Source organism: Paraburkholderia caffeinilytica (genome assembly GCF_003368325.1).
GTDB lineage: Bacteria > Pseudomonadota > Gammaproteobacteria > Burkholderiales > Burkholderiaceae > Paraburkholderia > Paraburkholderia caffeinilytica.
The window spans coordinates 1,752,897-1,766,665 of sequence record NZ_CP031467.1 but is presented as its reverse complement, the minus strand read 5'-3'; the positions used below and the strand labels follow the sequence as shown (position 1 = coordinate 1,766,665).

The window sequence follows — 13,769 nt, the reverse complement described above, 5'->3', positions numbered from 1 at the left end:
TTGTGTACGGCGATTTCAGGCGGTCGGGCTGGTCGCGCCGAGCACTTTGCCCTTGGTTTCCGGCAGACACACGGCGGCGGCGATCACCAGCAGATAGCCCGAACCGGCGACGATACCCATCGCCTTAACAAGCGTCATGGTTTGCGACAGTGTACCCACCAGGATCGGAAAGAACGAGCCGAGACCGCGGCCCAGGTTGTAGCAGAAGCCTTGCCCCGAGCCGCGGATCGCGTTCGGATAGAGCTCCGACAGATACGCGCCGACGCCCGCGAATATCCCTTGCACGACAATACCGAGCGGGAAGCCGAGTGCGAGCATCATGCCGTTGGTGACCGGCAGCATCGTATAGACCATGCCGAGCACGAACGAGCCGATCGCGAACAGCATGAACGACGCGCGCCGGCCGATCTTGTCGCAGAGAATCGCGCCGACCATATAGCCGGTGAACGAGCCGACGATCAGCACGATCAGATAGCCACTGGTGTTGAAGACTGACAGATGGCGCACGGTTTTCAGATAAGTTGGCAGCCAGGTGGTGATCGCGTAATAGCCGCCGAGCATGCCGGTGCAGAGCACGCTGCCTAGCAGGGTGGTTTTGAGGTGGGGGAAGGAGAAAATCTGCAGGAAGTGCGAGGTATCGAAACCGCTTTCGCGGGCGCGACGGGTTTCGAGAAAAATGTCCGGATCGCTGACATTGCGCCGGATATAGAAGATCCACAGCGCGGGCAGCAGGCCGATCCAGAAGCAGGCGCGCCACGCAACCTGTTCCGGCAGCAACGCAAAGAACGCCCAATAGATGATGGCCGCCGCGGCCCAGCCGAACGACCAGCTGCTCTGCACGGTGCCGACGGCTTTCGCGCGATGCTGAGGTGAACGGATCGTTTCTGCCATCATGATCGTCACGACCGACCATTCGCCGCCGAAGCCGATGCCTTGCAGCGTGCGGGTGGCGAGCAGTTGCCAGAACGAGTGAGTGAAGCCTGACAGGCAGGTGAAGATCGCAAACGTGGCGATGGTCCACTGGAGCACACGGACGCGTCCGTAACGGTCAGCCAGAATACCCGCGAGCCAGCCGCCGATTGCCGACGAAATCAGCGAACTGGTCGCGATCATGCCGGCTTCGCTTTTGGTCATGCCCCACGTCGCAATCAGCGTCGGGATAAGGAATGAGTAGATCATGAAGTCGAAGGCGTCGACTGCGTAGCCGCCGAAGCCAGCGTAGAGCGTGCGGCGTTCGCGCTGGGTCAGTTCGGTGAACCATTGGAGAGAAGGCATGTGTTTTTGTGGTCTCCAGGCGGTTTTCGCCTTCCGGCGGCGTGATCGGGGGTTTTTGTATTCTAAGGGGATGGGGTGTTGTGCGGCCAGTTGTGGTCAAAAATGGCGAAAAGGTAAGAAATCCCGTTCCGGTTCCTTACCAACTACTACGATGTAACCAAAAAATTATTTTTCCCCGTTAAACTGCGCCCGCAGCGCTCGAGCTGCGAAAGTCCTCTCACGCCCGCGCTCACCACCTTTAATGCACGCAATCGCAAAAACCTGCTCGCCATCCCGCCGCTCCGCGAGCACGCCTTTGCGGGCCTATCAATCGCGCCGCGCGTTCCTGAAATCCTCGGCAAGCGTGTTGCTGCTGTCCGGCATGAGCAGTTCGCTGCTGTCGGCTTGCGGAGGCGGAAATCTGGACGCCGACCAACCGGAAACGCCGCGCCTCGCCTCCGTGAGCAACTTTCGCGACGTGGCGGGCGCGGCTGCCGGCTATCCCACTGTCGACGGCAAGCAGATGCGCCGTGGCGTCTTTTATCGCGCGAACGCGCTGACGCTTAGTGCAGCCGACGCGACCGCCGTCGACAAACTCGGCATCGCCTCGGTCTACGATCTGCGCACGCCCGGCGAAATCGCGCGCATCGCGGATATCCTGCCGACCGGCGCGACGTCGCAGGCGCTCGACGTCCTGGGTGTCAGCGACTTCGTTGCGCCAACGTTCGATACGGCGGGCGCGGCCGTCGCGTTCATGGAAGCCCAGGCACGCAGCTACGTCACCGGCGCCGCCCAGCGCGTCGGCTACGGCGAACTCCTCACGCGACTCGCCAATGGCGCCGGCGCGCAACTGTTTCATTCCAACGCGGGTAAGGATCGCGCCGGTTGGGTCTCGGCGCTCCTGCTCAGCATCGCCAATGTGCCGCTCGACGTCATCATGCAGGACTATCTGCTGAGCAACGTCTATCTGGCCCAGTCGATTGCGGCACAGATCGCCACGTTGCGTGCGCAGAATGGTGACGCGGCCGCCGCGAACGAGTCGCCCTTGTTCAGCGTCCAGGAAAGTTATCTTCAGGCGGGGTTCGATCAGGTGCAGGCGAGCTACGGCACGATGGCGAGCTATCTGACGCAAGGCCTCGGTGTATCTCAGGCGACGATCGACACGTTGCGCGACCGCCTGGTCGTCTGACGCGCGCTCGCCGCGCCTGGTGTTGCGCGGACTACGTCGGCGGGTGCGGACGAAAAAAAGTCCGCCCCAAGTAACCGGGCGGACAGAGAAGGGCGGCATCGAGGTTGCCGGGGGCGACTATAAGGCCACAACCCTCACGAAAGCCCATCCAGTAAGGGCGTGTAAGCGCCCGTGCTAAACCCCGCTTCCCCCTTCTCCATCATCCTTACGCGTGTGCCGGTCCAACCGGCAATTCGATCCGCACTTCCAGCCCGCCTTGCGCGTGATTGCGCACATGGCAGCGTCCGCCGCGATCATGCGCGAGCCGCGCGACAATCGCGAGACCCAGGCCGCAATGACCTTCGCCGCCTCGTGCGGCGTCGAGCCGGACGAACGGTTTCATCGCCGCGGCGATGCGGTCGTCGGGAATGCCCGGGCCGTGATCGCGCACGCTAATCACCCAATGCCGGTCATCGCGCTCCGTGGCGATATCCACCGGCGGCGAGCCGTGCTCGAGTGCGTTGTCGACGAGGTTCGTGACCAGCCGGTCGAGCAAGGTGCGCGGCAGCGTGAACGACGAACCGGCGCGCAGATCGAGCGTAAACAGCGGCGTCTCGGTGCTGTCGCCGGCGGAAAACTGTTCCTGCAGGAATTCGTCGACCTCGACCGGCGGCCCCGCGTCGGCGGACTGGCCGGCAAACTCCAGAAACTGCTGGACGATGTTGGTCAGCGAGTCGACGTCGCGGATCAGGCCGGCGCGCTCTTTTTCCGCAACCAGTACGCTCGCGCGCAGCTTGAGCCGCGTGAGCGGCGCTTTCAGATCGTGCGCGACGCCGGCCAGCATCACCGCCTGGTCGTCGCCGGCCTCGTTCAGGCGCCGCATCATGTCGTTGAAGGAACCGATCAGATCGCGCAGCTCGCGCGGGCCCTGCACCGTCACGGGTTCCGGCCGGCCGCCCGATCCGAACGCGCGGGCGGCATCGGCCACGCGCGACAGCGGCCGCTGCATCTGCCAGACCGCGAACAGCGACAGGATCAGCGCGGCCAGCAGCATCGAAATGGATTCGATCAGGAAGCGTGGGCGCGGCGGCACGTCGACCGGCACGACGACCCAGTTCGGCTTGCCGGGAAACAGCACCCATAACTGCGGTGGGCGCAGGTCGTCGACGGCGATCTGCGTGCCGGGCGGCAGGTTCTCGCGCAGATGCCGGCTCAATTCGACCAGCGGATGATCGGTCGGCGTGCGCAGATGGACGCGCGACGGCATGTTCCAGGTGGGCACGAGGTGCACGCGCATGGCGGGCGCGAGCGCGGCGCCCTTCATCGGCTCACCGTTGATTGCCTGCAGCACCAGCAGAATGCCACGCGCGAAGCCGTCCATTTCGTGACGCGGCGGCTGCATCACCACCAGCACGAACCAGCCGGCCTGAATCGCCAACAACACCGCTGTCGACAGCAACGCCATTCTGCCGAATAGCGTGTTCAGCGGGTTTTTCATGCGCTTGAGGCGGCCTCGTCAGCGAATGGCGTGCCGTCGGCGTCGGGCACGAACACGTAGCCTTTGCCGCGCACCGTCTGCACGTAGCAGGGATTGGACGGGTCGTCTTCGATCACGCGGCGCAGGCGCCAGATCGGCACGTCGAGGCTGCGGTCGCGAAAGGCGAGATTGTCGCGATGCACGAGATCGTGGATCAGCACGCGCGACAGCACCTTGTACGGATTGTTGACGAAAATCTTCAGCAGCGCGAACTCGCTGTCGCGCAGCGGCAGCTTCGAATCGTCGCGCGACAGCGAGCGCGTGGCGAAGTCGAGTTCGAACGGCCCGAAGCGGTACGGCTTGCGGGCTTCCGGCGCGCTCGTGGTGGACGGCCCACGGCGGCGCAGCACCGTGTGAATGCGCGCGAGCAGTTCGCGTGGGTCGAACGGCTTGGTCAGGTAGTCGTCCGCACCGAGCGAAAGCCCGACGATGCGGTCGGCCACCGTACCGCGCGCCGTCACGAAGATCACCGGAATGTCGTCGCCGGCGGCGCGCAGCGCAGTGAGCGCGCGTAAGCCGTCGGTGTTCGGCATCATGATGTCGAGCACGACGACCGACGGTCGTTCGCGTTCGAGCCGGCGTTGCAGATGGGTGCCGTCGTGCAGCACCGACGCGTCGAAGCCGTTCGTCTGCAGAAACTTGCAAAGCAGATCGCGCACAACCGGGTCGTCGTCGACGATAAGGACCTGTGGATTCATGGCCAAATTTTAGACTGGCACGCGCGGCGCGCGACCGACTGTTTTCTTACCAATGCTTACCCAAACTCGCGCCACGCCCGCCGGTTCGGGCGCGAGGCCCGCCAACAAAGGCTCACGGCATATTTCACGGTCGCCATATTTGGCAACGCGTGCGTAATGGTTGGCGTATTTTGCCAACCCGCAGCACGGCGCGGAAGTCATTTTGCATCGCTTAAATTTTTCCGGGGAAAGAATTTGCGCGTAATTGCTACTGGCGGCAAGGGGTCGCAATGGGTCGTAAGAACCGCCGGAAAGCGCGCGTTTCTTCGTGCATCGCCACCGTATGCGCGGCGAGATGATTCGTCATGCAGTACGTTGCGCCGCATGTCGAAAACAGCCTAACGCCTTGGGCCCACGGCAGGCGGCGTGAAACCGAAACCTAGCGCCACGCGAGGCTCATCATGACCGTTCACAGCAATCTCAGTTCAACCCGCTTTTCTTCGCTCGCGCCGACGCGGGCCGCAGAAAAGCCCGCAACACCAAACAACTCAACGACTACGTCGCAGGCGCAAGAGCCCACTGGCGAGGCGGCCCCGTCGCTGCCGTCGGGGCTTGTCGGGCATCACGTCAACACGACTGCCTGACGCATCGAGGCCCGTGTGTCGACCTCGAGCATTCCTGATCGTTTCATCCGAGTCGCTGCGTGGTTGACGCTCGGCGCGGCGCTGCTGCCGCTCGGCGGCTGCGCCGTTGTCGCGCTGCCGTGCCGGCTGACGTCGTCCGCGCTGAAAATCGTTCCGGTCGTCGGCCATGCCGCGGCCACCCCGTTCGACATGTGTTCATCCGCCATCGACTGAATCATGACACTCAAACGGTTTGTCTGCGCGCTGGCGCTGCTGGGCGGCGCGTTCTCGATGCTCGCTGAGGCGCAGCCCGTCTCGCGCGAAACGAGCCCGGCCAGCGCCGCGTCGAAGGGTGCTTCCGCTGAAGCACGCCGCCGCTCGCCGGACACGCCGTTTGCGTTTCGCGGCATAGCGCTCGGCATCACGCTCGACGAGTTCCGCGCGGGCTCGACCGTGCGCGCTACGCCGATCGGCAGCGTGCCTGTCTGCGAGACGGATGTGCAGGCAGGCGCGCTCGGCATGCGGCTCAAGTCGCGCGAGAGTCTGACGGTGGCCTGCCGCTGGGCGCATCGCGCGGACGACGGTTGGGCGGTGTCGCAAGCCGTCGTCGACGGCGCGCCGGCACTGGAGCATGTGCTGCGCTTTGCGCGTGTCGACGGCCAGAGCGCACTGCGTCTGTACGAGATTTCTTTCGTGATCGACGAGATCACCGCCGAAGACCTGCGCGAAGCGCTCGCGGACCGTTATGGCGCGCCGCGCCTGGTGACGCAAAGCGTGTCGTCGTCGGGCGCGCTGCCGGTTTATATGTGGGAAAACGCGGTGAGTTCGATCACCTTGTGTTTTCTGCCGGGCACCCGCAACGGCACGCTCACCTATCTGCTGAAAGGCTCGGACGCATGGGTGAAGTCGGTCGTGCGGCAATGGCAGGCGAGCGGTGCCGAGGCGGGTTGATGCCCCGCCTTATCCGTCGCGTTATTCGCGGGTTCACGCGTGAACCCGATTGCGTCGTTGAACAAAGCGTCGGCACCACGATCGCAAAGTCCGTTTTCAATCCGGCCGATCGGGCCAAGGAGCATGTATGACTGCGCTACGTCTCACTGTTGCGCTAGGCGCGGCAGCCTGTCTCGCGGCTTGCGGAAGCAGCCAGCAGCCGTCAATCGTCGAAACGCCGATGTCGCCGCCGCTCACGTCGGCGCCGCTGAACGTCAATACGCAGGGTGCGATCTATCAGGCCGGCACGGCGTTGCTGCTCTATGAAACGCCGCGTGCGCAGCATATTGGCGACGTGCTGACGATCCGCTTGTCGGAATCGTACAGCGGCAACAATAGCGCGACGGCCGCTGCGAGCCGTTCGAGCAGCATCACGGCGACCGCCGCCGATCAGTCGACCAACGCCGCCGCGCGGCTCGCGAAGCTGTTCAACATCGGCTCGGCCAGCACTGAATATAAGGGGCAGGGCAGTCTCACCGACGTTAGCGGCATGACCGGCACGCTGGCCGTGACTGTGATCGGGACGATGTCGACCGGCAATCTGGTGGTGTCGGGCGAGAAGGTGATCTCGATGAGCGGCAACCGCGACCGCTTGCGCCTGTCGGGCATCATCAATCCGAAGGATATCGAAGCAGGCAACTATGTGGCGTCGAGCAAGGTCGCGAATGCGCGCATCGAGCAGGCCGGCGTGGGAATGGTGTCCGACGCCACCACGATGGGCTGGCTGCAGAGAATGTTTCTCAGCGTGCTGACGTTCTAGTGTCGATGCGGGGTGCGCGCGAACCGCGCGGCACGCCGCACAGGTTTTCTCAAGCTGCAAGGACAGGCGCCGGGCGCCTGCCGGACAAGCATCATGCAAGCGGCGGCGCGCTGCGTTCCGCCGCGCCAATTTCACCGTCAGGCACGAACACATAGCCGCGTCCCCAGACGGTTTGCACGTAGCGAGGCTCGGACGGATCCACTTCGATCAGCCGGCGCAAGCGCCAGATCGAGACGTCAAGACTGCGATTGCGATGCACATCGCTATTGCCGTGCAGTTTCTCCAGCAACTGCGCGCGCGTGAGGACGCTCATCGAATGGGTGACGAACACCTTGAGCATCGCGAATTCGCTCGAACGCAGCGGAATCCGCTCGCCGTCGCGGCGCAATTCGCGCGCCGGAAAATTCACCTCGAAACGACCGAAACGATAGGGCGCGCGATGCTCCGGCGCGCTTGGCGCAATCGTGCCGCGGCGGCGCAGGACCGTGCGAATCCGCGCGACCAGCTCGCTCGGTTCGAATGGCTTGCCGAGATAGTCGTCGGCGCCGAGTTCGAGGCCGATCACGCGGTCGATCGGATCGGCGCGCGCGGTAAGCAGGATCACGGGAATATCGTCGCCGGCGACGCGCAGTGCGCGCAGCGCGCTGATGCCGTCGAGCTCCGGCATCATGATGTCGAGCACGACCAGCGCGGGACGCTCCTCCTGCAAGGCGCGCTGCAGCGCCATGCCGTGCTCGAGCGTGGATACCTTGAAGCCACGTCCTAGCAGATATTCGCTGACGAGCTCACGGACGACGGGGTCGTCGTCGACGACCAGAATGGATTGGTTCATCCAGGTCATCTTAGTGATCTGCGCGAGCGGCGCAAAGCACGTAACGCTTTCGAATTCTTTCTCGCGTAAGAAATGGCAAGCAGGCCGTACGCCTAGTTTGCCAGCGACGTCTGGATGGTTTGCATCGGCTGGCGCACCAGATCGGTCTGGTCGACCACCATTTTGTCGATCAGACCATTGAGCTTGGTCGATGCGGTGGAGAAACGGTCGGTGTTGAGGCCGCCAGTCTGGTAACGCGCGGTGACGAGAATGCGTCCGTGCTGGATCAGCGTCAGATCGATGATCGACAGATACTGGATCGTTTCGTCGCTGAACGAACGGCGGCCGTAATCGATCGCGGCGTTGTAGACGAGGCGCGCCTCGCATCCGGCGGGCGATGTGCCCGGATTATAGACATCGGAGCGAACGCCGTGCCTATCGAGCGCAAGTTGCAGCGCCGGCACGAAATCGCCGACCGATACGGTCTGATTCACTTCGATGCAGACGTGATGCAGGTCCGCGCGCGAGCCGTTGATGAAGGTCGGCGACGAGTAGTTTGCCGCGATCGCATAGCCCGCCTGAATCACGGAGCCGGTGGCGTCGGCGGCTGAGATCAGCGTCCACGCACAGCCGTTCAGGCCGAGTGCGAGGGTGGCCGAGGCGGCGAGCCGGACACCAGGCCGCCGCAGCATGACCCACGCGGCCAATGGGGCCCGCGTGAAAGCGTAAGCGCGCAAGCTCGGCGTAGAAATCATGATGCGGTGCCTGGTGGCGGTGAGAAAGTGCGGCGAATAACAGAGGGTCTTGGCGGATTGCAGCGGATCGCGGCAAAAGCGGGCCACGCTCAGCGCGTAACGCGCAGGCGCAATTCGTTTTGCCCTTGCACGCTTGCCGTCACGTTCACGCGACGATCCTCGGTGGTCACGATGAAATGCTGACGCGTCGGCGTGTTGACGTCATGCACGACGTTCGGAAAGCAGGCGGCGATATCGGCACCGAACTCTTCGAGCGGATCGCTGACGACGCCGTCAGCTTGCCAGTGTGCGCGCCAGTGGCAATCGTAGGCGTGCGAGTTGGCGCGGCAGTCGTCCGCGGCCGATACGCCCGGCAGTTGCGCGGCGGTTTGCGCGTGCAGCTGCTTGAAGTCGGGGGCGTCGACGATGTGTTTGAGCGCGGGGCAAACGTCTGCCGGCTCAGTGGGCTGGGTGGCTTGCGCAGCGTACGCGGTGCTCGTGAGCAGCAGGGCTGCGCCAAGAACAAGCGCTGCGCGCTGGGTCAAATGATGGAAGCGGCGATCGAGTGACATGTGCGGAGAGTCCAGTAGCAGTGAGTGGCGGGGCGGGTCGCGCAGGGTACGGCCCGCACGACTATCGTCGCTGCAGCAAGGGATTTTCAAAGCGCGGAACAGCTTGCCCGCTTCGCAAATGCTTTCGAACTCTTCACGCGTGTTTCTGGATGTTGCGGCGGGTGGGGCGGCGCCGTGTTGCCTAGCCGAGCGTGAGGCCGCCATCGACATGGATCACCTGGCCGGTGATGTGACGCGCTTCATCGGAGAGCAGGAACGCGACCAGCGCGGCGACATCCGCGGGCTCGGCGACGCGACCGAGCGGCGTCGCTTCTGCGGCGCGGGTCCACACTGATGCATTGTCGGCACTCGGGCCGCGATCTTTACGGGTATAGCCGGGCGCCACGCAATTGACCGTCACGCCATGCGGCGCCAGTTCGGCGGCTGCGGTTTTAGCCAGCGATTCGAGCGCCGCTTTCGCTGCAGCCGTGGCGGCGAAAGGCGCTTCCGCGCGATAGCGATGCGCGACGAACGAACTGAGCGCGACCACGCGCCCCCGCTTCGACGTTTCCAGGGCGGGCGTGGCACGCTTGACGAGCGCGGCGAACGCGGCCGGCATGGCGGCGAAGGCGGCGCTGAGCGCATCCGCGTCGAGCGCGTGAAGCGTTTGCCGTTGCGCGTGGCCGGCGTTCGCCACCAGTTGATCGAGCGCGCCGAAGCTCGCGAGCGTTTGATGAATCACGTGTTCGGCGGCGCCGCGTTCGGCCAGGTCGGCGAACACCGTTGCGCAGCGCGCGCCGTTCGCGCCGCAATCGGCGGCGACTTGTGCAAGACGCTGGCGGGATTCGTCGTCGGCGCCGCGTGCGTGCAGCATCAACGCGGTGCGCGGCGCGGCGATGCGCCGGGCCAGTGCCGCGCCGATGCCGGAGCCCGCGCCGGTGATCAGGACGACGCGATTGAGCTCGGTGGTGGTCATGCCAGTCGGGTTGCTCGCCTCATCGGTGCTGGTCGTGTCGCTCACGTTGTTCATGCTCTTCACGCGGCAATCGGTTCGCCCGAGCGCTCGACTTCGAGGGTTTCGCCATGGAACGCCGCCAGCGATTCGCGATGCGCGACGCTGACGATCGCAGCCTTCGGCAACCGCTCGGTGAACAGGTGATAGAGACGTGCTTCGTTTTCGGCATCGAGCGCGCTGGTCGCTTCGTCGAGGAACAGATAGTCCGGCTTGTGAAGCAGCACGCGGGCACCGGCGAGACGTTGTTGTTCGCCCGGCGAGAGAATGCGCGTCCAGTGTCCCGATTCCTGCAGGCGGTCGGCATACTCCGACAGATGGCAGGTGACGAGTGCTTCGCGGCATTCTTCCTCGGTGTAGGTGTCCGCGGGGGACGGATAGGCGAGCGCGGCTTTCAGCGTGCCGATCGGCATGTAGCTGACCTGCGGGATGAACATCATGCGCGCGTTGACCGGGGCGTCGATCGAGCCGTCGCCGAACGGCCACAAGCCGGCGAGCGCGCGCATCAGCGTGCTCTTGCCGGAGCCGGAAGGACCCCTCACCAGCCAGCGCGAACCCGGCTTGATCGCGATATCGCGAATGCGCGACAACGGGTTGCCGTTCGGCAGCGCAAGCTGGAGGCCCGCTGTGGTGAGCTTGTCTTCGTCGACGAAATGCAGATTGATGCCGCCATGTGCGGTAGCGGGCGACACCGATTCCTTCAGACGCGGTGCGTGCACGATGCGCTTGAATTCACGCAACCGGTTCACGGTAGCGCGCCATTCGACCAGGGAGCCGTAGCTATTGATGAACCACGAAAACGAGTCGCTGACAGTGCCGAACGCGCTCGAAATCTGCATCAGCACACCGAACGTAAACGCTCCTGCAAAGTAGCGGGGCGCGGCGACCACCAGCGGAAAGATGATTGCAATCTGGCTGTAGAAGGCCGTTACGAAGGTGAGCCGCTTGGTGTACTTCATCACCTGCCACCAGTTGTCGCGGATGCGGCCAAACAGTGAGCGCGTGTTCTTCTTCTCAGTCTCCATGCCGTTGTAGAAGGCGATCTGCTCGGCGTTTTCACGCAAACGGATCAGGCCGAAACGGAAATCCGCCTCGACTTTCTGCGCCTGGTAATTGATCGACACGAGCGGATGGCCAACCTTCTGGATGATCACTGAGCCGACTACCGCGTACAGCGCCGCGGCCCACACCATGTAGCCTGGAATCTGCACCGGCATGCCGCCGAGCGTGACGGTCAGTGCACCGGCCAGCGACCACAGGATCGTCATGAACGAGACCAGCGTGACGATGGTGGACAGCAGATCGAGGGTCAACGAGAGCGTGCTGGTGGCGAGCGATTGCAGGTCGTCGCTGATCCGCTGGTCGGGATTGTCGGCGAGCCGGTCGCGTTCGATCCGATAGAAGGCGCTGTCGTGCAGCCATTCGTTGAGATAACGCGTGGTCAGCCACTGGCGCCAGCGGAAGCCGAGCATCTGCCGTAGATAGCGGCCGTACACCGCAAGGATGATGAAGCCGAACGCGAGCCCCGAAAACACCATCAGCAGGTGTGGGAAATCGTGCACGTTCTTGGTTTGCAGCGCGTTGTAGAAGTCGGCGCTCCAGCGGTTCAGGCGCACGTTGATCCACACGATGAGCAGATTCATCACGATGATCGCGATGAGCAGGCCCCACGCCGTTTTTCGTTCTTCAGAAACCCAGTAAGGTTTGATCAGACTCCAGGCGGAGACTTTTTCGTCCGGCGGCAGCGCGGGGCTGGAAGCGGTATTCGGTGTCATGAGCATCCTGGTGAAGAGCTGGCCCATCTGGACTGGCCCATGTCGGGCCGGTCCCACGGCGGGTTTGCGGTGCGTGCCCCGGGCGTCGTGCTCGACGAACGCACGTCCGGGTGAGCGCCCAATTCTGGCGCGAAGCCCTTAAGTGAAAATTAATTTCGGCCCACAGGTCGCGCCTCGATGCCGCTGTCGCGCGGGCGGTCAAGCATGCCGCCCGCGCGACAGCGGCATCCGGTCCTGGCATTGTGCCAGAGCGCTGCATCCGGCCGTATTGATGAAACGAAAGATGGTGACGGATCAACGGCATGTGATGGCGCCGGCCGCTGGTTTGCGGGCGCCGCGCCTTTTATGGTCTAATGACCTTCGACGAAACAGGGGTGCTTTGCCCACAGGCTGCGTGATTTTCATGCAGCGGCGGCGAGGCTGAGAGAGACCCTTTGCACCCGATCCGGGTAATACCGGCGCGGGAAGTTTCCGGAAGCAGCCAGTCTTCCATTCCCCGCCGGGCGGCGTCCGTCATTGGACGCGCGTATTGCCCGGCCGGCCTCACCCGCCGGTTTCGTCCTGGGTACGTGCGTTTTTTGGCCGTACGGAAAGGATTCGATGACCGCCTATTCTTCAGACATGTGTTTCGTTCTTCGCCACGCTTTCGTCGGTTATGTCGGCGCGCCGTGCTGCTTTGGCCTTGCTTGCCGTCGTGACTCGGAGTGCGCGCGATGAATCGTTCTGCTCAACCCGATTTCGCCGTGCTCGGCGGTGGGCTGTGCGGGCGCCTTGTCGCGTGGCGTCTTGCCGGTGAAGGGCATCGCGTGGCGCTCTATGAGCGTGGCGATGCTACGGGCTCGCAAGCCGCGGCCTGGGTCGCCGCTGCCATGCTGGCGCCGCTGGCCGAAGCCGCCAGTGCTGAACTGCTGATCACGCGTCTTGGCGCGAGTTCGCTCGACACCTGGCCGCGCGTGCTGGCCGAATTGCCCGAACCGGTGTTCTTCCAGCGCAACGGCACGCTGGTCGTATGGCATCACGCCGACCGCACTGAAGCGCCGCTGTTCGAGCGCCGGGTGCGCTCGAACGCGCCTGCCGAATTGCTCGACGGCGGCTTTCTCAAACTGGCGGGCGCCCAGGTCGGCGCCGCCGAGCCCGCGTTGGCGGGGCGCTTCAACCAGGGCTGGCTGCTGCCGCGCGAAGGCCAGCTGGATAACCGGCAGGTGCTGGCCGCGCTCGCCGCGGGCCTCGCCCAGCGCGGCGTCGAAACGCACTGGAACACGCCGGTCGACGATCATGCGTTGCCGCCCGCTCGCGTCACGATCGACTGCAGGGGGCTGGGCGCGAAGTCCGTGCTGCCTACGCTGCGCGGCATCCGCGGCGAAGTCGCGCGCGTGCATGCACCGGGTATCAAGCTGACGCGACCGGTGCGCCTGCTGCATCCGCGCTACCCGCTGTATATCGCGCCGAAGCAGGACGATCTCTACGTGATCGGCGCGACCGAAGTGGAAGGCGAGGACATGTCGCCGGTCAGCGTGCGCTCGGCGCTCGAACTGCTGAGCGCGGCGTTTTCCGTGCATCCCGGCTTCGGCGAGGCGCGCATCCTCGAACTGAATTCGCAGTGCCGCCCGACTTTGCCGGACCACCGTCCGGCCTTGCTGTGGGATGGCGCGCAGACGCTGCGCGTGAACGGCCTGTACCGGCACGGCTACATGATCGTGCCCGAAGTCGCCGACGAAGCCGTGCGCTTCGCCGCGGCACTGCTCGACGGCCGCATCGGCGATGCCGACGCTTTTGCCGACTGGCAAAGCGCGGCGCGCTGGAGCGAACTGTTCCAACTGGATTCCACGCGGGAACCGGCATGAGCGTGGCGCGCCCGCGGCGAAATAGCCGCGGGC

Annotated in this window: 13 protein-coding genes and 1 riboswitch; of the genes, 5 read left to right on the top strand and 8 right to left on the bottom strand. The window is 64.4% G+C overall.

The window, feature by feature from the left end; translation table 11 throughout:
* Positions 1-15: 15 nt before the first annotated feature.
* Positions 16-1,275, bottom strand: a complete 1,260-nt coding sequence (locus DSC91_RS24070; RefSeq protein ID WP_115781193.1) for an MFS transporter — start codon at positions 1,273-1,275, stop codon at positions 16-18.
* A gap of 241 nt (positions 1,276-1,516) precedes the next feature.
* On the opposite strand from DSC91_RS24070, the gene DSC91_RS24065 reads away from it, so the two are divergent.
* Positions 1,517-2,443 carry a tyrosine-protein phosphatase gene (locus tag DSC91_RS24065; RefSeq protein ID WP_115781192.1) on the top strand — a complete coding sequence of 309 codons (927 nt, stop codon included), beginning with the start codon at positions 1,517-1,519 and terminating at the stop codon, positions 2,441-2,443.
* A gap of 205 nt (positions 2,444-2,648) precedes the next feature.
* Here the strand turns inward: DSC91_RS24065 and DSC91_RS24060 are convergent, their stop codons facing one another.
* Both DSC91_RS24060 and DSC91_RS24055 read right to left on the bottom strand, forming a co-directional pair.
* A complete protein-coding gene (locus DSC91_RS24060; protein ID WP_115781191.1) occupies positions 2,649-3,920 on the bottom strand; it encodes an ATP-binding protein in 1,272 nt (423 codons plus the stop codon).
* Positions 3,917-4,657, bottom strand: coding sequence for a response regulator (locus DSC91_RS24055; protein ID WP_115781190.1), 741 nt, complete (start codon positions 4,655-4,657; stop codon positions 3,917-3,919). The genes DSC91_RS24060 and DSC91_RS24055 overlap by 4 nt, the downstream gene beginning before the upstream one ends.
* Positions 4,658-5,325: 668 nt before the next feature.
* On the opposite strand from DSC91_RS24055, the gene DSC91_RS24045 reads away from it, so the two are divergent.
* The 3 genes from DSC91_RS24045 to DSC91_RS24035 all read left to right on the top strand — a co-directional run bounded on the left by DSC91_RS24045 (position 5,326) and on the right by DSC91_RS24035 (position 7,009).
* Entirely contained in the window at positions 5,326-5,493 is a 168-nt protein-coding gene (locus tag DSC91_RS24045) for a DUF6726 family protein (RefSeq protein ID WP_341869805.1), read from the top strand.
* A gap of 3 nt (positions 5,494-5,496) precedes the next feature.
* Complete coding sequence (locus tag DSC91_RS24040) at positions 5,497-6,210, top strand: hypothetical protein (RefSeq protein ID WP_115781187.1); 714 nt, start codon at positions 5,497-5,499, stop codon at positions 6,208-6,210.
* A 127-nt stretch (positions 6,211-6,337) separates the two neighbouring features.
* Complete coding sequence (locus tag DSC91_RS24035) at positions 6,338-7,009, top strand: flagellar basal body L-ring protein FlgH (RefSeq protein WP_115781186.1); 672 nt, start codon at positions 6,338-6,340, stop codon at positions 7,007-7,009.
* A 91-nt stretch (positions 7,010-7,100) separates the two neighbouring features.
* Here the strand turns inward: DSC91_RS24035 and DSC91_RS24030 are convergent, their stop codons facing one another.
* From DSC91_RS24030 to DSC91_RS24010, 5 genes are all read right to left on the bottom strand, one after another.
* Entirely contained in the window at positions 7,101-7,841 is a 741-nt protein-coding gene (locus DSC91_RS24030) for a response regulator (protein ID WP_115783470.1), read from the bottom strand.
* A 92-nt stretch (positions 7,842-7,933) separates the two neighbouring features.
* Positions 7,934-8,512: a hypothetical protein gene (locus DSC91_RS24025; RefSeq protein WP_373291971.1), complete on the bottom strand. Its 579-nt coding sequence runs from the start codon at positions 8,510-8,512 to the stop codon at positions 7,934-7,936.
* A 152-nt stretch (positions 8,513-8,664) separates the two neighbouring features.
* Positions 8,665-9,126: a hypothetical protein gene (locus DSC91_RS24020; protein WP_115781185.1), complete on the bottom strand. Its 462-nt coding sequence runs from the start codon at positions 9,124-9,126 to the stop codon at positions 8,665-8,667.
* Between the two features lie 181 nt (positions 9,127-9,307).
* The gene (locus DSC91_RS24015; protein WP_115783466.1) at positions 9,308-10,081 is read right to left on the bottom strand and encodes an SDR family NAD(P)-dependent oxidoreductase; all 774 of its coding nucleotides are present in this window, start codon (positions 10,079-10,081) and stop codon (positions 9,308-9,310) included.
* A 59-nt stretch (positions 10,082-10,140) separates the two neighbouring features.
* On the bottom strand, positions 10,141-11,892 hold the full coding sequence (locus DSC91_RS24010) for an ABC transporter ATP-binding protein/permease (RefSeq protein ID WP_115781184.1): 1,752 nt from the start codon (positions 11,890-11,892) through the stop codon (positions 10,141-10,143).
* Between the two features lie 360 nt (positions 11,893-12,252).
* A riboswitch (TPP riboswitch) is annotated at positions 12,253-12,376 on the top strand.
* A 229-nt stretch (positions 12,377-12,605) separates the two neighbouring features.
* On the opposite strand from DSC91_RS24010, the gene DSC91_RS24005 reads away from it, so the two are divergent.
* Positions 12,606-13,736: an FAD-dependent oxidoreductase gene (locus DSC91_RS24005; RefSeq protein ID WP_115781183.1), complete on the top strand. Its 1,131-nt coding sequence runs from the start codon at positions 12,606-12,608 to the stop codon at positions 13,734-13,736.
* Positions 13,737-13,769: the final 33 nt, after the last annotated feature.